The following is a 15,382-nucleotide window of genomic DNA, read 5'->3' as shown; positions in this document are numbered from 1 at the left end:
GGGGGATGGGAGCCGATGCTCGGCGGTGACGCTACGGTGAGCACCATGGACATCGATGGTTCCGTGGCAGGACGCGCACTGGTCGTGGTCGTCGACGACCGCACCGCGCACGGTGGTGAGGATTCGCTCGGCCCGCTGGTCACCGAATTGCTCACCGAAGCGGGCTTTCTCGTCGACGCGTCGGTGACGGTGCAGGCCGACGAGGTGGAGATCCGCAACGCGCTCAACACCGCGGTGATCGGCGGTGTCGACCTGGTCATCTCGGTCGGCGGCACGGGTATGTCGCCGCGTGATGTCACCCCGGAGGCCACCTCGCAGGTGCTCGACCGTGAGCTGCCGGGTATCAGTGAGGCCCTGCGGTCCTCGGGCCGCGTCGCCGGTTCGCTCGATGCGGGTCTCTCGCGTGGTCTGGCCGGCATCTCCGGCAGCACCCTCGTGGTGAACCTGCCCGGCACCCGTTCGGCCATTCGCGACGGCATGGCGACCCTCGGTCCGCTCGCCAGCCGCGTGATCGGTGAACTGTCCGGATTGGACGAATGAGTTCTGCCGACGATCGCAGCGACGTCCCCCGTCCGGTTCGCCGGCCGGGGGACGCCGCGCGTCTGGCGCGCATCTTCGGTGAGGTGCTCCCGGAGACCACCGGCGACGAACGCGGCGACGATCGCGACACGCCGTCGAACACCGACGACTGGTTGCGGTCGCAGGTACCGCCACATCACGGCTGAGTGCTCGCGCGCGTTCCAGCTATCTCCCGCGGCGACGATGCCCCGCCGCTATCTACTGCCCTGCTACGTATTTACTGACGCGTAGCTTTCTCGACCATTCAAGGTTCAAGCTCTTTGGTGTTCCGGTGGCCTCCGGAATACGTTCTCGTCCCGTATTCGCCGATGGCGCCGCCACCCTGCCCGGGTCAATTCGGCTACTTCACCGGAACTCGAGTCCTGCATTTATGCACGTCAAGCGATATAAGCATTTTGTCTATGTGATACAGATCACTAGCGCCTTGACGAATACTTTCGTTGTCCGTTCCGTTACCGCCGGTTAATCTCGCCTCGGGCCATCGCAACCGTCTTCGCAGTCCAGTGGCCTGCACGAATGTGCAGACCGCGCGGAGTACGGTGCGGCCCGGCGCTGGTCGAGCTTTGCGTTGAAATAACGGCGAGTTACACAACGGCAACAAATAGGCGACACACTGAGCTGGGCCTGTGAGGACCGATGTCCAGCCTCGACGGTCGAGGCTGGTCTGTTCGAGAAAAATTGATGAGGGGAAGTATGAGCGAGAACCGCACCAACGGTTTGCGCCGCGGAGCCCGTGCCGCGGGCGTCGGCGCCGCAGCCGCCGTGGCCCTGGGTCTGCTTTCGACCGGGGCCGCGAACGCGGATACCTTCGTGCCGTTGCCGGACGGCGAGAAGGTTGGTCCGGGTGTGACCATCAAGCGCACCCATGAGCATGCGTTGATTTCGCCGTCCATGGCGGCCAACGGCGCAGGTCGCGTCGTCTGGGTTTCGGGCAACGCGAGCGCGGACGTCACTGTCACCCCCGAAGGCGAGGTGGGCCCGAACAACGGCCCCGCCGGCGCACCGGGTACCAACAACTCCTCCACCCACGGTGCCTCCCAGCTGAACACGGGCTACATCGTGGGCTGCCAGGTGAGCATCGGTGACGAGGCCATCTCTGCCGGCGTGTCCGGCAGCGTCGATCTCGAGGGTGCCTCGGTCGGCGGTTCGGTCGGCCTGGAGTTGGGTCCGGGCGAGGTGAAGTTCGTCCAGATCGAGTACAAGGACATTCTGAAGCCGGGTCACTACTCGGTCGAGTATCAGGACGTCGAGATGGAGATCCAGGGCTGCGCGGGTTACGCGCAGGCGCGGGCGTACACGGTCGTCGAGATCATCGGTGACCACTACTCGAAGACCACCCTTTACGGGCAGCCGTTCAGCATCGGCTGAGTCGTCGAATTCGACCGTACAAACCTCTCGCCTCGAGCGAATTCGACCCTCGAAGGGTACAAACATGATCAACCGTAAGATCGTGGCGCGGGCGGCCGGACTCGGCGCTGCCGCCACCGTTGCCATGGGCCTGTTCTCCACCGGTGCGGCCAACGCCGACACCTTCGTGCCGCTGCCCGGCGGCGAAATCGTCAAGACGCTGTCCGACGGCACCGTCGTGACGGTCCGCCTGGTCGGCGAATCGGCCAACATCAACCCCTCTCTCGGCTCCACCCCCGTGCACCGCAATGCCTGGGTGTCGGCCAGCGCGCAGGTCGAGCTGTCCGGCTCGGGCGCCGTCGGCGGCAAGATCTACCCCGGTTACGTGGTGGGCTGCCAGGTGAACATCGGTGGTGGCGGCGTCGAGGGTGGCGCTTCCGCTGAGGGCACCTGGGACGGCGAGTCCGGCAACGTCGGTGTCGAGAGCGGCGGCGAGCTGTCGCTCGGCCCCGGCCAGGCGGCGTCCTTCTACGTCCTCGACCTCGAAGAGACCGACGACTTCGGCAACGAGTCGCATGAAGTGCGCAACGCCTTCAAGGGCACCAGCGGCTCGGTGACCTGGGCCGATGAGACCATCGGCCTGAGCGGTTGCGCCGGCTACGCGCAGGCGCGGGCGTTCGTGAAGGTCAAGGTCGAGACCGACAACGTCATGTCGGTGGTGACCCTGTGGGGTCAGCCGTTCAGCCTGGGCTGATCGGCTCCCGTTCGGGCCCGCACATGGCCTGAGCAAACGCAACCAGTGAAATGAACGCGGGTCTGTCACAATCGTGACAGGCCCGCGTTCTGCTGTTTTCGGCCCGCGACCGGCGAATTCGTCGCTGTCGCGGTGGATTCGGCCGATCTGCGTAACCTCTCGGCTACCTTCACCTCATCTTGCTGCCATGCCGCGGACGAAATGCCGTCCCCGACTGTTCACGCACTGTGCCGATTCGGGTTCATCTGGCAGTCAGCGCTTTCGAGCACGCTCATCTGAGCCTGCTGTAGGCCATCCCCGTGCGAACGGGGTTGTCGCTGAAAACCTGATGAGGGGAAGTATGAGCAAGAACCGCACCAACGTCACGCGCGCGATGGGCGTCGGCGCCGTCGCCGCCGTGGCCATGGGACTGTTCTCGGCCGGCGCCGCCAACGCGGACGCCTTCGTGCCGCTGCCGGACGGTGAGAAGATCGGCCCCGGCGTCACCATCAAGCGCACCCACGAGAGCGCGCTGGTCTCGCCGTCGCTGGCGGCCAACGGTGCCGGTCGCACCGTCTGGGTCTCCGGTATCGCGAGCGCCGACGTCACCGCCACCCCCGAGGGTGAAGTGGGCCCGAACAACGGTCCGACCGGTGCTCCCGGCACCAACAACTCCTCCACCCACGGCACCTCGCAGCTGAACACCGGCTACATCGTGGGCTGCCAGGTCAGCATCGGCGACGAGGCCATCTCGGCCGGCGTCTCCGGCAGCGTCGACCTCGACGGCGCCTCCGTCGGTGGCTCGGTGGGCCTCGAGCTCGGTCCGGGCGAGGTCAAGTTCGTCCAGATCGAGTACAAGGACATCACCAAGCCGGGTGTCTACTCCGTCGAGTACCAGGACGTCGAGATGGAGATCCAGGGCTGCGCCGGCTACGCGCAGGCCCGCGCCTACACCGTGGTCGAGATCATCGGCGACCACTACTCGAAGACCACCCTCTACGGCCAGCCGTTCAGCATCGGCTGATTCCGGGTCTGCCCGGCCGCCTCGGCCGGAATGGACCGATGTGTCTCGAATCCGCCAATCAATCTCTCGCTGAAGCGAATCAACCCCAGAGGGGCATTACACAATGATCAACCGTAAGAGCATCGTGCGTGCGGCCGGTGCGGGTGCCGCCGCGGCCGTCGCGATGGGCCTGTTCTCCACCGGTGCGGCCAATGCCGACACCTTCGTGCCGCTGCCCGGCGGCGAAATCGTCCGCACCCTGTCCGACGGCACCGTGGTCACGGTCCGCCTGGTCGGTGAGTCGGCCAACATCAACCCGTCCATGGGCTCCACCCCGGTGCACCGCAACGCGTGGGTCTCGGCCAGCGCGCAGGTCGAACTGTCCGGTGGCTCGGGCGCCAAGGGCGGCAAGATCTACCCCGGTTATGTCGTGGGCTGCCAGGTCAACATCGGTGGCGGCGGCGTCGAGGGCGGCGTCTCCGGTGAGGGCACCTGGGACGGCGAGTCCTTCGGTGTCGGCGCCGAGAGCGGCGGCGAGCTGTCGCTGGGCCCCGGCCAGGCCAAGTCCTTCTACGTGCTCGACCTCGAAGAGGCCGACGACTTCGGCAACGAGTCGCACGAGAAGCGCAACAAGTTCAAGGGCAAGAGCGGCAGCGTCACCTGGGCCGACGAGACCATCGGCCTGAGCGGTTGCGCCGGCTACGCGCAGGCGCGGGCGTTCGTGAAGGTCAAGGTCGAGACCGAGAACGTGATGTCGGTCGTGACCCTGTGGGGACAGCCGTTCAGCATCGGCTGATCTCTGCCCGCACGAACGAAAGGGCCTGTCGCACTCGGCGACAGGCCCTTTCGTCGTGATGCATCGGGATCAGTACTCGTGACGCCCGCCGCCGGTCTTCTGTCCCTCGGCCAGCAGATCGCGAATCTGGATCAGCAGGTCGTTGTCGCTGAGCACTTCCTCTTTCTCCTCCTTGGCGAAGCGCTTCTTCACATGCGTCGAGGGCATCACCAACACGAAGTACAGCACCGCCGCGATCATCAGGAAGTTGATGCACGCGGTGATGATCGGGCCGACCTCGATAAAGGTCGAGGGATTGTCGGCAACCAACCGGAAACCGAGCCCCAGCTCATTCGGGCTGCCGAAAACCGCGAGCAGCGGATTGATGATCCCGTTGGTGAACGCGGTGACGATCGCGACGAACGCCGTACCCATGACGACCGCGACGGCCAGGTCGACGACGTTTCCGCGAAGCACGAAATCCTTGAACCCCTTGAGCAATGCCCCATCTCCTTCGGTGTGCGGACCCGACTGCCCGCGGCCGGGTGCCGGTCTTCCCGGATGCTAATGGACCTCGCTGGCTAACGCTCGGCGAACGATGGCATCGGCCACCAGACGTGATCGATGTCAATGGAAGACGACGGTCAGGGCGGTACTCAACGACGCTGCCGCTACGGCGGCCGCGTTCTCGGCGCCCATTGCCACCAGGACGACCCGCTCCGCCGATCGCGTCGGTGATGAGGTGCCGGGGGAGCCGGAGATCAGGACCACGGCAGCGTCGGTGGCCAGGGTGCGCGCGGGCCGGGCGGCACGATCGGATTCGTCGGCCGCGATGACGTCGACGCGGTCGCCCGCGCGCAGGATGTCGGCGACGGCGGTATCGGCCAGCCGCAGCGGAACGATCCTGGCATCCGGTGCACCACCGGCGACGGCGGCCAGCCGCGGGCCGATGACACGCAGATCGGTCAGGATCTCCCCGGTGCGCATGGCGCCGGTCAAGGTGGCGCCGACCAGTGCGCCCGGATCGCGGGCGGCGCCGGCGGGTAATGTCCCGGCTTCCCGGTCGGCGACTCGCAGGTCCGATGAGGTGAGCAGATGGCCCGGTGCCAGATCGCGGGCCGCGACGACGACGCGTGCGCGGTCGGTATCGGGATCACCGCGCAGCAACAGTACGACCGCCGCGACGGCGAGAACGCCGGCGAGTATCCGCCTGGCGAGCAGCCCGTCGGCCCATGGCGGCCGATTCCAGAATGCTTCCCGCAGTGTCTCGCCGCGGCCGAGCGGCCCGTCGCCGAAACGTGGGGGAACGAGTCGGCGAGGGCCGGTGAACATTCGGATCATGCGCCGAGCGTATGGCGCGGATCAGCGGCCCGGGGCCGGTGAACGACGGGTTGTGGACAACTCGCGGGCTGTGCACAACCCGCGAGACGGGTCAGCTTGCGGCTGCGGTGCTCGCTGCGGCCGCGGGGGCGGCCGACGAGCTCGAGTCGGAGCCGGAGGAGGAGCCGCTGTCGGACTTGGCCGGCTCGCTGGCGGTGGACGCGCCACCGCGGCTGTCGGTGCGGTAGAAGCCGCTGCCCTTGAATACGATGCCGACGGAGTTGAACAGCTTGCGCAGCTTGCCCGAGCACTCCGAGCAGACGCTCAGCGCCTCATCGGTGAAGGACTGAACGATGTCGAAGCGGTTATCACACTGGGTGCACGCGTACGAATAAGTTGGCACAGGATCCTCCGCAGGGTTCGTCGATCTAGCACTCTACAGCCGACAGTGCCAACATTGCCACCCGGGATTTCATTCCCGGGCGGGCCGGTGATCATTCGGCGGACAGCCTGCGTAGCCCGCCGCGCGGCGTCAACGCCCAGCCCATGCGCAGGTCGTGTGGTTCCTCGGGAAGTCGTTCGACCAGCTCAGCGTCACGAACCACGGCAACGAGACGAGCGGCCGGATCGGCGGCCGGCAGCGTCCGGTCGTAGTAGCCGGCGCCTCGCCCGAGCCGCACACCACGCTTATCCACCGCCAGCGCAGGGACGAGAATCACACTCGCGCGGGCCACCGCCGCAGTGCCCAACGCCGGTCCGCTCGGCTCGAGCAACCCGAAGCGGGCGGCGCGCAAACTCGCCGCACCGGTGTACTCGGCCCAGTCCAGCGGCCCCGGCGGCCCTGTCACCGGCAGCAACACCCGTGCGCCGGCCGCCCGCAGCGCCTCCAGCATCGTCTGCGAGCCAGGCTCGCCCCGCACCGGGACATACGCGCACACCCAGTCGCCGACCTCGATTTGCCCGGCCGTCGCTGCCAGCGCTGCCGCCTCGTGCGCCCGGTCGGCGTCGGACACCGCGGCCCGCTGCGCGAGAATCTCCAACCGCCAGGCATGTTTATCGCGCTCACCGGGCATCTTCACGGTGATCACCATAGGCTCATGCGGGCGCCAGGCCGCCGCGAAGCAGGCTTGGACGACGTATTACACGGATAAGGTGTGCATATGACAGCGAAGGCAGGCGAGCTCGGCACGACGGCGGGCGCGGCGGTGGAGTCGTGCTTCCGTACTGCGGTCGTGCCCGCGGCGGGGCTCGGGACCCGATTCCTGCCCGCGACCAAGACGGTGCCCAAGGAGTTGCTGCCGGTCGTCGATACCCCCGGTATCGAATTGGTGGCCGCCGAGGCCGCCGAATCCGGCGCCGACCGGCTGGTCATCGTCACCTCACCCGGTAAGGACGGTGTGGTCGCGCATTTCGTCGAGGACCTGATGCTGGAGAGCACTCTCGCCGAACGCGGCAAGTTCCAGCTGCTGGAGAAAGTACGCAAGGCGCCGGGCCTGATCGACGTCACCTCGGTCGTGCAGGAGGAGCCGCTCGGTCTCGGGCACGCGATCGCCCAGGCCGAGAGCGTCCTCGACGCCGACGAGGATTCGATCGCGGTGCTGCTGCCCGACGATCTGGTGCTGCCGTGCGGTGTGCTCGAGGTGATGAGCCGGGTGCGGCGCGAGTTCGGCGGTACGGTGCTGTGCGCGTTCGATGTGCCCAAGGATCAGGTCAGCGCCTACGGCATCCTCGATGTCGAGGTGGCGGCGGGCGGTGCCGAGGAGCCGGATGTGCTGCGGATCAAAGGCATGGTGGAAAAGCCCGATCTCGCCGACGCGCCGTCCACCTTCGCCGCCGCCGGACGATACCTGCTGGACCGGCAGATCTTCGACGCGCTGCGCCGGATCGAGCCGGGCACCGGCGGCGAATTGCAGGTGACCGATGCGATCGCGCTGCTGATCGCCGAGGGGCATCCGGTGCATGCCGTGGTTCACCGTGGGTCGCGCCACGATCTGGGCAACCCGGGCGGCTATCTTCGTGCTGCAGTGGATTTCGCGCTGGAGCGGGAGGAATACGGTCCCGCCCTGCGGGAATGGCTGCAGCATCGGCTGGGCCCCGACTGGGATCCGCAGGTGACGGCGTAGGAACGGATCGCCCGAGGGGCGAGGGAGATCGGGAAGGGCTGGATGCGCTCGGTTGAGGATCAGCAGATCAAGGTGACCGCGGCGGCGGTCGCGCCCCGGCCGGTCCGGGTCGCGATATCCGAGGCCCAGGGCCTGCTGTGCGCCGAGGACGTCGTCACCGAACGGCCGCTGCCCGGTTTCGACCAGGCCGCCATCGACGGTTATGCGGTGCGCAGCGTCGACGTCGCCTCGGCGGGAGCCGAAATCCGTGACGAGGAAGGCGAACTCGTCGATCTGACGCTGCCGGTGGTCGGTGAGGTGGTCGCGGGCTCGCGGCAGCCGATTCGGTTGCAGCCGCGCCAGACCGTGCGCGTCGACACCGGCGCCCCACTGCCGACGCTGGCCGACGCGGTGCTGCCGATCGACTTCACCGACGGCGGCCGCGCCCGGATCAAGGTCTACGAGCCGGTGCGCTCCGGCGATTACGTGCGCCGCATCGGCGACGACGTGCAACCAGGCGATGTCGCCGTGCGGGCGGGCACCATCATCGGTGCCGCGCAGGTCGGCCTGCTGGCCGCGGTAGGTCAGGACAAGGTGCTGGTGCATCCGCGGCCCCGGCTGTCGGTCATCTCGGTGGGCGCCGAACTCATCGACATCGACCGCACGCCCGGCCCCGGCCAGGTGTACGACGTGAATTCCTATGCGCTGGCCGCGGCGGCGCGCGATGCCGGCGCCGACGTCAACCGGGTCGGCATCGTCGACGCCGACCCGCGCCGATTGCGCGATGTGGTCGAGGGTCAGCTGGTGCGTTCGGAGGTCGTGGTGATCGCCGGTGCGGTCGGCGGCTGGGCCTCGGAGCAGGTGCGCGAGGCGTTGGAGGGACTCGGCGAACTCGAGATCGCCAGGGTCGCCATGCATCCCGGATCCGTTCAGGGCTTCGGGCGGCTCGGCCGGGACGAGGTTCCGACGTTTCTGCTGCCGTCCAATCCGGTCGGCGCCCTGGTGGTGTTCGAGGTGATGGTGCGTCCGCTCATCCGGATCGCGCTCGGGCGACGGCAGCCGATGCGGCGAATCGTGCACGCCCGCACGATCACTCCGATCCAATCGATGGCGGGCCGCAAGGGCTATCTGCGCGCTCAGCTGATGCGCGATGAAGCCACCGGCGAGTACCTGGTGCAACCATTGGGTTCGGGGGCGGGAGCGTCCTCGCATCTGCTGGCGACGCTGGCCGAGGCCAACAGCCTCATCGTCGTCGATCCCGACGACACCGAGATCCGGACCGGCGACGAGGTCCAGGTCGCATTTCTCTCGCAGCGTGGCTGAAACGTGGAGACCATGAACGTTTTCCGGGCCACCCAGCACCCTGGGTGGCCCGCGCATCTCGGCCCGGTGCGGGTCGCGGCCGGGCAGGTGGCCCTGCGGCCGGTGCGGCTGCGCGATGCCGCCGCCTGGAGCCGCATCCGGTTGCGCGATCAGCAGCATCTGGAACCGTGGGAGCCCACCGGGCGAGGCGCCTGGGAAGCGCGCAATCACGCCTCGAACTGGCCGTCGCTGTGGTCGAGCCTGAAAGCCGAGGCTCGACGCGGGGCGATGATCCCGCTCGTCATCGAGGTCGACGGCGCCTTCAGCGGCCAATTGACCGTCGGCAATATCGTGCGCGGGGCCTTGCGCTCGGCGTGGATCGGCTATTGGGTGGCCAAGGACCTCGGCGGTCAAGGTGTGGCGACCGCGGCGCTCGCGCTCGGGCTCGACCACTGTTTCGGGCCGGTCGGACTGCACCGGGTCGAGGCGACCGTGCGGCCGGAGAACCTGGCCAGCCAGGCGGTGCTGCGCAACGTCGGATTTCGTGAGGAAGGTCTGCTACGCCGCTACCTGGATGTCGATGGGGCGTGGCGCGATCATCTGCTCGTCGGCCTGACCGTCGAAGAGGTGGCCGGGACAGTGGTGGACCGGCTGGCTCGGGAAGGCCGGTTGACGCTGCTCTGAACGCGGGCCCGACGACGGGCCACCATGGTGGAAATGTGACGGGTGTGGCGGATGTGCACGGCGCGCCTGCCGGACCATGCTCCTACCCGGAATTAACCTACGGACGTCGGTGGTGCGCCCTGCGCCATCGGCAGGGAGCCTGCGACCCGCCCGGCGACCATGCCGCAGCGCCTGTGCGGCAGCCGGAACAGTCACCGCGACGGGGCCGCGGGGCGTGGGTCGGAACTGGATCAGGCGGGGACGGAGGTGCTGACGGCGATGCCGAATTCGATCTTGTGGATCGGCCTGGTCGTACTGTGGGTCTTCGTCCTGTTTCCGATACTGGCCGACCGGCATCCCCGGATCCGGCAGACCACCGACACGGCGCTCGCCACCCGGGTGCTGCATCGCGGAGGTTCGAAGCGGCGCACCAGGTCCGGACCCGCCGCCGGGCACGACAGCGACCCCGATTGGCGGCCGAGACGAGTGCAGAGAAAGCGTCCCCACAGCGATGATGCGGAGGATCGGATGACGACTTCGGCCGACGAGCCCGTCACCGAGGCTGACGACGAACACAACACGCCGGGAGACGTCACCGATGCCGGCGTGGCCCGTGCCACCACCGCCGAGGCGACCCCCCGGGCGGTGGCTGAGACGGAACTCGATGAGATGACGGCGGCCGAGGCCGCGGACGTCGACGACGACACGGAACCGGCCGAGCCGCTCGACGCCGAAGCGGAGGCCGACGACTACGAGGACCGGGCCGACCACGACGATCGTGCCGATCATGACGCCGGCGACCCCTACGACCCCGAGGACTCCTCGCGCGACGCGGTCTCCGCCCGGATCCCGCCGGCCCGCCCGGCCCTGCCCGCCGTCGCCGACGCACACGACACCGAAGAAACCGACTTCATCCCCACCCGGCGCGGCCGCGGCGGCTTCGACCCGGAAGCCGACGCCATCGCCCGCGCCGCCCGCTACACCTTCCGTCAGCGCGCCGTGCTCGGTCTGGTCCTCACCGCCCTGCTGTGCGGTGCGCTCGCGGTCGCGATCGCACCCGTCTTCTGGTGGGGTTGCGGCCTGTCCGCGGCCGTCCTCGTCACCTACCTGGCCTACCTGCGCAAGCAGGTCAGGATGGAAGAAGAGATCCGCCGCCGCCGCAGCGCCCGGCTCGCGCGCACCCAGCGCCCCGAAGCCGAACGCCCTGAGCAGGCCGCCCGCCCCGCCCGCCGCGGCATGGACCGCGACACCGCCCGCGCCCTGCGCCGCCGCTCCGAACTCCTCGAACCCGACGACGAAGACCCGGCCTTCGAACACCTCGAAGCCTTCGACGCCACCGCCGCCCGCGCCGTCCGCAACCGCGCCGCCGGCGGCGACATGCGCCGCGCCGCCGGAGAATAACCGCAGGTGGCGGGCCCGATTCGGAATCGGCGCCCGCCTCCTGCTACAGTGTCACAGCGCGGTTCCCGCCAGAACCGCACGGGGCTATAGCGCAGTTGGTAGCGCGTCTCGTTCGCATCGAGAAGGTCAGGGGTTCGATTCCCCTTAGCTCCACAGTTTTGCAAGGTCAGAAGGGGTGCCGCGGAAGAATCCGCGGCACCCCTTCTCTCGTTTCTTCCAACTAACTCCCAGCTAATTCGCCGCACGTGACGCGCTGGCCACCGCCTGATCGAGGGCTGCCGCAGCGGCGTGGTGGGTCCGTCCGCGGGCCATGTAGTGGCGTTGGGTCATGGCTGGATCGGCATGACCGAGGACATCGGCGGTGATACGTGCCGATAGGCCGGCGTCGTCGAGGATCGTCGCTACTGCGTGCCGGAAGCTATGGGCGGTGATGTCATCGGCTAGGCCCAGGGCGGTCCGCACCCGCTGCCATTCGTGGCCAACGTTCTGTGGGTCGCGCAGAGTCCACACCGCCGACGGGAACACCAGATCGAGGATCGGGGTGTTCGGGTCGGCTGGGGATGCGAGCTTGCGAGCCGCGAGGGCCTTCCTGCGCCGGGTCAGCATCTCTACAGCGAAGTCGGGTAGCGCGATCACACCGGCGCGGTTCTTCGGGTCCTCGTCCTTGGTGTCGCGAACGAGGCCTTTGCCTTTGACTCGCACAACCTTGCCGGTGCAACGCAGGGTACGGGCCGTGAGGTCGATGTCGGACCACAGCAGGCCCAGGATCTGGCTCCGCCGCAGACCTGTGCCTGCGAACAGGGTGATCAGGTCGGCCAGGTCGGCGGAGTCGCAGTAGTCGGCGACGGTGGGCGGGGTGTACGACTTCACCGGTGTCGCGCGGGACCTCTCGGCACGTGACAACAGCCGGGGGCACGGCTGCTGTGAGGTGCGCACGGCGGTGAGGATGAACCGAAGCTCGTCCACCGTGATCTCTCGCGCTCCGCCCGTACGGCCCTTAGCTTCGACATTCTGGGCCATCTTCGATTCGCGCACCGGGTTGACGGTGAGGGCAGCTTGGCGGACGGCGTAGCGGAACATGCCGGAGAGCACAGTGCGAGCGGTTCGCATGGTCGATGGCCCCTTGGCCCGCCCGACCAACGTCAGATAAGCCTCGATCGAGGACGTGGTCACCTCGAGGAGGCGACGCTCCCCAAAGGCAGTGTTGAACTCGGTCGCTGCGGCATCGTAGCGGTCCAGAGTGCTGGCGGCGCGGTCCTGCTCGAGGAGGTGTGCCCGGTAGTGCTTCCACAGTTGGGCGACGGTCGCCGAATTCGACAGTTCCCCGCCGAGGTCCACGCTGATGGTCATCGCGGCGGCGAGGACCGCGTCGGTCGCTCGCTGGCCTGTGCGGTCCGGAATCTTGCGCCCAAGCGCATCCAGTTTCACCGGTGAGACCCGTTTGATATCCCGGCGTCGTCCGGACGCATCGCGAACAAGAAGCCGCGCACTCCAGTGTCCGGGAGCAAGCTCGACGAGCATGAGTTTGCCCGGAACGCCGATCGGCCGGGGCGGTCTGCCGCGCTTCACTGGAGGTTCCCCGCAATCGATGTCACCGGTCCTGCTGTGCCTCCATCGCGGCATCGAGTGCGTTCAGATCCCAACGAAGGTCCTTTCCGATCCTTATGGGTCGTGGTAACCAGGAATGTTTGTCGCGCTGCCGATTCCAGCGGCGAAGCACTTCCGGATGTACACGGTTGTGAGCTGCGGCCTCTTTGGTAGACGCCCAGCGCGGGAGCTGCGACGAGCCCGGTTCAACGGACATAGCTGTCGCCCGTCGGCTGGATCTCATGGCTGCTGAGCTGTTCGAAACTACGAGCTGGTCGGGAGAAGGGTGATATGAACACGGCAATCCTCTACCTGGCCGCTGATTCTCCCTGCCACTATGTAACCCGACTTTCGGCGACGGCGCCAGGTGGAATGGTGCGGCCGGTATTCGGAACGCGTCGTTTGAGTGAGTGCGCGGAGCCGCTGTGAGAGGATCTGTGTTGTCGAGCATCGTCTAATCGGGGTGGCGCGGTGGCAGATTCGGGGTTGGGTCGGCGAGTCAAGGTACTTCGTCGGGCCCGGGGGTGGACCCAGGAAGGGCTCGCGCTGCGATTGCACCGTTCGTCGTCTTGGGTGACGAAGGTCGAGCGCGGCGTCATCGCCATCGATTCGGTGTCCACGATTCGGGAGCTCGCCGCGGTGTTCGGTGTTTCGGAATCGCAGCTGAGGGGCGAGAGTGAAGACAGGCCTGTTGCACAGCAGCGCCCGGTGAGCGACCTTGCCCGGATGCTGGACCGCCCTGCGTCTATGTTGACCGGTGTTACCTCCGAGACCTCCGTGTCGCATGCCGATTTGGTGCGCGCGGCTACTGCCTTGCGGCGCACGTACAACCGGTCGAGCACGCGATATCTATCAGCCGCGGAAAGACTGCCACAGCTGATCAGTCATGCCGTCGAACTGGCGGAAACGAGCACGACCGCGAGGTTACGGGCATCCGCCTACACGGTGCTGGCCAACCTGTACCGCCTCGGTTCGCTCGAGTTGCGGCACCGTGGCGATCATGTGCACGCGAGGTTGGCACTGGACCGCGCGGCAGCGGCGGCACAGAATGCAGACGACAAGGTGCTGGTCGCCGCCGTCACGGCGACGCTCTGCAATGAACTGATGATCGGTGGGCGACCGGACGATGCCGCATCACTCGCTGTCGATAGCGCCGATATCCTGGCACAGCAGCCGCCGACCGTAGATGCTCAGCATGTTCTCGGGGTGCTGCGACTGTATGGGGCTCAGGCGGCGGCACGCGCTGGGGCGCAGTCCGAGGCGATGGCTTTGCTCGATGCGGCCAACCAGCTCGCGTTCACCGATGCAGACCGGCACTTCCTGATCTTCGGGCCGGCCAATATTGCCGTACAGCGCGCGGGCATATTCGTTGATCTGGGCAAGCCGAACCAGGCGCTCGATGCCTGCGCCGGGTTGAACGGGAAAGAACTGGGCAGCGTCAACCGGGCCTGCTACTTCCACCTGCACCGTGCACGCGCGCACACAATGGCGGGAGACCTCGACGATGCACTCGCGGCGCTGACCGTTGCTTGGCGCACGACGCCGCACATTGTCATGGCTGACCAGCTCGGACGTCAGCAGGTTGCCGATCTGCTGGACCGCAAGCGGACCTTCAGCGGTGACCTCCGCCAGATCGCTCGCGGAATGGGGCTGCTATGACGAGAGCTTGCGCGCTTTCAGCGAGAAGAACATCGGAAGTTCAACCCCATCCGGAAGGGTGAATGTGCGGTCGGTTTCCTGGCTCAAGCATGGCCAGGGCCGGTCGAGCCACGGGAACTCGTGGAAGAACTCGACACACATTCCGGCCTGTGCTACCGAGGTGATCACTTCGCCGGTGCTATGCGTCCAGAGGTACTTACTCGAGGATTCGACCTTCGCCGATGGGTCGGCGTACGTGCCGCGCACGTCGTAACGGATCGGCTCCGGTCGTGGCCAATAGGGGCGTGCGATTCGTACCTCATTACTCGCGTCGTCCAGGACCTTGGCGACGGGGTGAATATCGGTGAGGTAGAGGAATCCGCCGGGTTTCAGGAAGTGCGCAACGATCCGTGACCACTCCGCGAAATCCGGGATCCACCCGAGAATTCCACGTGAGGCGTAGACGATGTCGAACTCGCCTTCGAGGGTTTTATCGAGCTCCATGACATCGGAGCAGACGAAGCTCGCCTCCACGCCGATATCCGAAGCCAGAGACGTGGCCTTCTCCACGGCGACCGGCGAGAAATCCACCCCGGTGACCGTCGCCCCGCGACGTGCCCACGCGATCGAGTCGGTGCCGATCTGGCATTGCAAGTGCAGCATCGACATGCCGCTGACGTCGCCTATCTCGTCGACCTCATAGTCCCGGAGCTTATCGGCGCCCCGGCGGACCGCATCGAGGTCGTACCAGCTGCCCTCTGCGTGAATAGCCGCCCACTCGTCCCACAGAGCACGGTTTGCGCCGATGGCCGATGAAGTCGAGGTCATGTCCGGCAGGATACCCGGGCCTCGCCCACCCGCAGGGCCGTGAATTGACAACACCGTTGCCAGTTGTCCCTCTCCTACGCGCCGACGATCAAGTCAGTGCCCCG

17 protein-coding genes and 1 tRNA gene are annotated in these 15,382 nt (G+C 67.3%); 12 read left to right on the top strand and 6 right to left on the bottom strand.

Features of this window, described 5'->3' with window-relative positions:
- The first annotated feature begins 45 nt into the window (after positions 1 to 45).
- The 6 genes from RJ05_RS21700 to RJ05_RS21675 all read left to right on the top strand — a co-directional run bounded on the left by RJ05_RS21700 (position 46) and on the right by RJ05_RS21675 (position 4,458).
- A complete protein-coding gene (locus RJ05_RS21700; protein WP_181062483.1) occupies positions 46 to 540 on the top strand; it encodes a MogA/MoaB family molybdenum cofactor biosynthesis protein in 495 nt (164 codons plus the stop codon).
- On the top strand, positions 537 to 725 hold the full coding sequence (locus RJ05_RS21695; RefSeq protein ID WP_036540031.1) for a hypothetical protein: 189 nt from the start codon (positions 537 to 539) through the stop codon (positions 723 to 725). Before RJ05_RS21700 ends, RJ05_RS21695 begins: the two co-directional genes overlap by 4 nt.
- A gap of 547 nt (positions 726 to 1,272) precedes the next feature.
- Positions 1,273 to 1,947, top strand: a complete 675-nt coding sequence (locus RJ05_RS21690) for an MspA family porin (protein WP_036540029.1) — start codon at positions 1,273 to 1,275, stop codon at positions 1,945 to 1,947.
- A gap of 64 nt (positions 1,948 to 2,011) precedes the next feature.
- Positions 2,012 to 2,680, top strand: coding sequence for an MspA family porin (locus RJ05_RS21685; protein WP_036540023.1), 669 nt, complete (start codon positions 2,012 to 2,014; stop codon positions 2,678 to 2,680).
- Positions 2,681 to 3,020: 340 nt separating this feature from the next.
- Positions 3,021 to 3,683, top strand: a complete 663-nt coding sequence (locus RJ05_RS21680; protein WP_036540020.1) for an MspA family porin — start codon at positions 3,021 to 3,023, stop codon at positions 3,681 to 3,683.
- 103 nt (positions 3,684 to 3,786) lie between these two features.
- A complete protein-coding gene (locus RJ05_RS21675; RefSeq protein WP_036540017.1) occupies positions 3,787 to 4,458 on the top strand; it encodes an MspA family porin in 672 nt (223 codons plus the stop codon).
- Positions 4,459 to 4,527: 69 nt separating this feature from the next.
- On the opposite strand, the gene mscL is transcribed toward RJ05_RS21675, so the two are convergent.
- The 4 genes from mscL to RJ05_RS21655 form a co-directional block, all read right to left on the bottom strand.
- Positions 4,528 to 4,938 carry a large conductance mechanosensitive channel protein MscL gene (gene mscL, locus RJ05_RS21670; RefSeq protein WP_036540015.1) on the bottom strand — a complete coding sequence of 137 codons (411 nt, stop codon included), beginning with the start codon at positions 4,936 to 4,938 and terminating at the stop codon, positions 4,528 to 4,530.
- Positions 4,939 to 5,064: 126 nt separating this feature from the next.
- Complete coding sequence (locus RJ05_RS21665) at positions 5,065 to 5,778, bottom strand: SAF domain-containing protein (protein ID WP_249040484.1); 714 nt, start codon at positions 5,776 to 5,778, stop codon at positions 5,065 to 5,067.
- A 91-nt stretch (positions 5,779 to 5,869) separates the two neighbouring features.
- Positions 5,870 to 6,160 (bottom strand): FmdB family zinc ribbon protein, encoded by a 291-nt coding sequence (locus RJ05_RS21660; protein ID WP_036540013.1) that lies wholly within the window; start codon positions 6,158 to 6,160, stop codon positions 5,870 to 5,872.
- A 91-nt stretch (positions 6,161 to 6,251) separates the two neighbouring features.
- On the bottom strand, positions 6,252 to 6,848 hold the full coding sequence (locus RJ05_RS21655; RefSeq protein WP_081597466.1) for a 5-formyltetrahydrofolate cyclo-ligase: 597 nt from the start codon (positions 6,846 to 6,848) through the stop codon (positions 6,252 to 6,254).
- A gap of 69 nt (positions 6,849 to 6,917) precedes the next feature.
- On the opposite strand from RJ05_RS21655, the gene RJ05_RS21650 reads away from it, so the two are divergent.
- The 5 genes from RJ05_RS21650 to RJ05_RS21630 all read left to right on the top strand — a co-directional run bounded on the left by RJ05_RS21650 (position 6,918) and on the right by RJ05_RS21630 (position 11,378).
- Entirely contained in the window at positions 6,918 to 7,880 is a 963-nt protein-coding gene (locus tag RJ05_RS21650; RefSeq protein WP_051016800.1) for a UTP--glucose-1-phosphate uridylyltransferase, read from the top strand.
- Between the two features lie 42 nt (positions 7,881 to 7,922).
- A complete protein-coding gene (gene glp / locus RJ05_RS21645; protein WP_036540011.1) occupies positions 7,923 to 9,182 on the top strand; it encodes a molybdotransferase-like divisome protein Glp in 1,260 nt (419 codons plus the stop codon).
- Positions 9,183 to 9,194: 12 nt separating this feature from the next.
- Positions 9,195 to 9,845: a GNAT family N-acetyltransferase gene (locus RJ05_RS21640; protein ID WP_036540101.1), complete on the top strand. Its 651-nt coding sequence runs from the start codon at positions 9,195 to 9,197 to the stop codon at positions 9,843 to 9,845.
- Between the two features lie 258 nt (positions 9,846 to 10,103).
- Positions 10,104 to 11,225: a divisome protein SepX/GlpR gene (sepX, locus tag RJ05_RS21635; protein ID WP_036540099.1), complete on the top strand. Its 1,122-nt coding sequence runs from the start codon at positions 10,104 to 10,106 to the stop codon at positions 11,223 to 11,225.
- An 80-nt stretch (positions 11,226 to 11,305) separates the two neighbouring features.
- Positions 11,306 to 11,378, top strand: a tRNA-Ala gene (locus tag RJ05_RS21630).
- A 78-nt stretch (positions 11,379 to 11,456) separates the two neighbouring features.
- On the opposite strand, the gene RJ05_RS21625 is transcribed toward RJ05_RS21630, so the two are convergent.
- On the bottom strand, positions 11,457 to 12,746 hold the full coding sequence (locus RJ05_RS21625; protein ID WP_036540097.1) for a site-specific integrase: 1,290 nt from the start codon (positions 12,744 to 12,746) through the stop codon (positions 11,457 to 11,459).
- 537 nt (positions 12,747 to 13,283) lie between these two features.
- Here RJ05_RS21625 and RJ05_RS21620 point away from each other — a divergent pair.
- On the top strand, positions 13,284 to 14,471 hold the full coding sequence (locus tag RJ05_RS21620; RefSeq protein ID WP_162140637.1) for a helix-turn-helix domain-containing protein: 1,188 nt from the start codon (positions 13,284 to 13,286) through the stop codon (positions 14,469 to 14,471).
- Here the strand turns inward: RJ05_RS21620 and RJ05_RS21615 are convergent.
- Positions 14,466 to 15,278 carry a class I SAM-dependent methyltransferase gene (locus tag RJ05_RS21615; RefSeq protein WP_036540000.1) on the bottom strand — a complete coding sequence of 271 codons (813 nt, stop codon included), beginning with the start codon at positions 15,276 to 15,278 and terminating at the stop codon, positions 14,466 to 14,468. The two genes, RJ05_RS21620 and RJ05_RS21615, sit on opposite strands and share 6 nt — an antisense overlap.
- Positions 15,279 to 15,382 lie beyond the last annotated feature (104 nt).

The sequence above is a fragment of the Nocardia cyriacigeorgica NBRC 100375 genome, from assembly GCF_000308555.1.
Lineage (GTDB): Bacteria > Actinomycetota > Actinomycetes > Mycobacteriales > Mycobacteriaceae > Nocardia > Nocardia cyriacigeorgica.
The sequence above is the reverse complement of the archived record's forward strand: the minus strand, read 5'-3'. Positions and strand labels throughout refer to the sequence as shown.

Bases quoted from the DNA above. Each gene is read 5' to 3' on its own strand.
- RJ05_RS21655 (WP_081597466.1), bottom strand. From the start codon at position 6,848: ATGGTGATCACCGTGAAGATGCCCGGTGAGCGCGATAAACATGCCTGG.
- glp (WP_036540011.1), top strand. From the start codon at position 7,923: ATGCGCTCGGTTGAGGATCAGCAGATCAAGGTGACCGCGGCGGCGGTC.
- RJ05_RS21650 (WP_051016800.1), top strand. From the start codon at position 6,918: ATGACAGCGAAGGCAGGCGAGCTCGGCACGACGGCGGGCGCGGCGGTG.
- RJ05_RS21690 (WP_036540029.1), top strand. From the start codon at position 1,273: ATGAGCGAGAACCGCACCAACGGTTTGCGCCGCGGAGCCCGTGCCGCG.
- RJ05_RS21615 (WP_036540000.1), bottom strand. From the start codon at position 15,278: ATGACCTCGACTTCATCGGCCATCGGCGCAAACCGTGCTCTGTGGGAC.
- RJ05_RS21700 (WP_181062483.1), top strand. From the start codon at position 46: ATGGACATCGATGGTTCCGTGGCAGGACGCGCACTGGTCGTGGTCGTC.
- RJ05_RS21675 (WP_036540017.1), top strand. From the start codon at position 3,787: ATGATCAACCGTAAGAGCATCGTGCGTGCGGCCGGTGCGGGTGCCGCC.
- RJ05_RS21695 (WP_036540031.1), top strand. From the start codon at position 537: ATGAGTTCTGCCGACGATCGCAGCGACGTCCCCCGTCCGGTTCGCCGG.
- RJ05_RS21625 (WP_036540097.1), bottom strand. From the start codon at position 12,746: ATGCTCGTCGAGCTTGCTCCCGGACACTGGAGTGCGCGGCTTCTTGTT.
- RJ05_RS21640 (WP_036540101.1), top strand. From the start codon at position 9,195: ATGAACGTTTTCCGGGCCACCCAGCACCCTGGGTGGCCCGCGCATCTC.
- RJ05_RS21685 (WP_036540023.1), top strand. From the start codon at position 2,012: ATGATCAACCGTAAGATCGTGGCGCGGGCGGCCGGACTCGGCGCTGCC.
- sepX (WP_036540099.1), top strand. From the start codon at position 10,104: ATGCCGAATTCGATCTTGTGGATCGGCCTGGTCGTACTGTGGGTCTTC.
- RJ05_RS21665 (WP_249040484.1), bottom strand. From the start codon at position 5,778: ATGATCCGAATGTTCACCGGCCCTCGCCGACTCGTTCCCCCACGTTTC.
- RJ05_RS21680 (WP_036540020.1), top strand. From the start codon at position 3,021: ATGAGCAAGAACCGCACCAACGTCACGCGCGCGATGGGCGTCGGCGCC.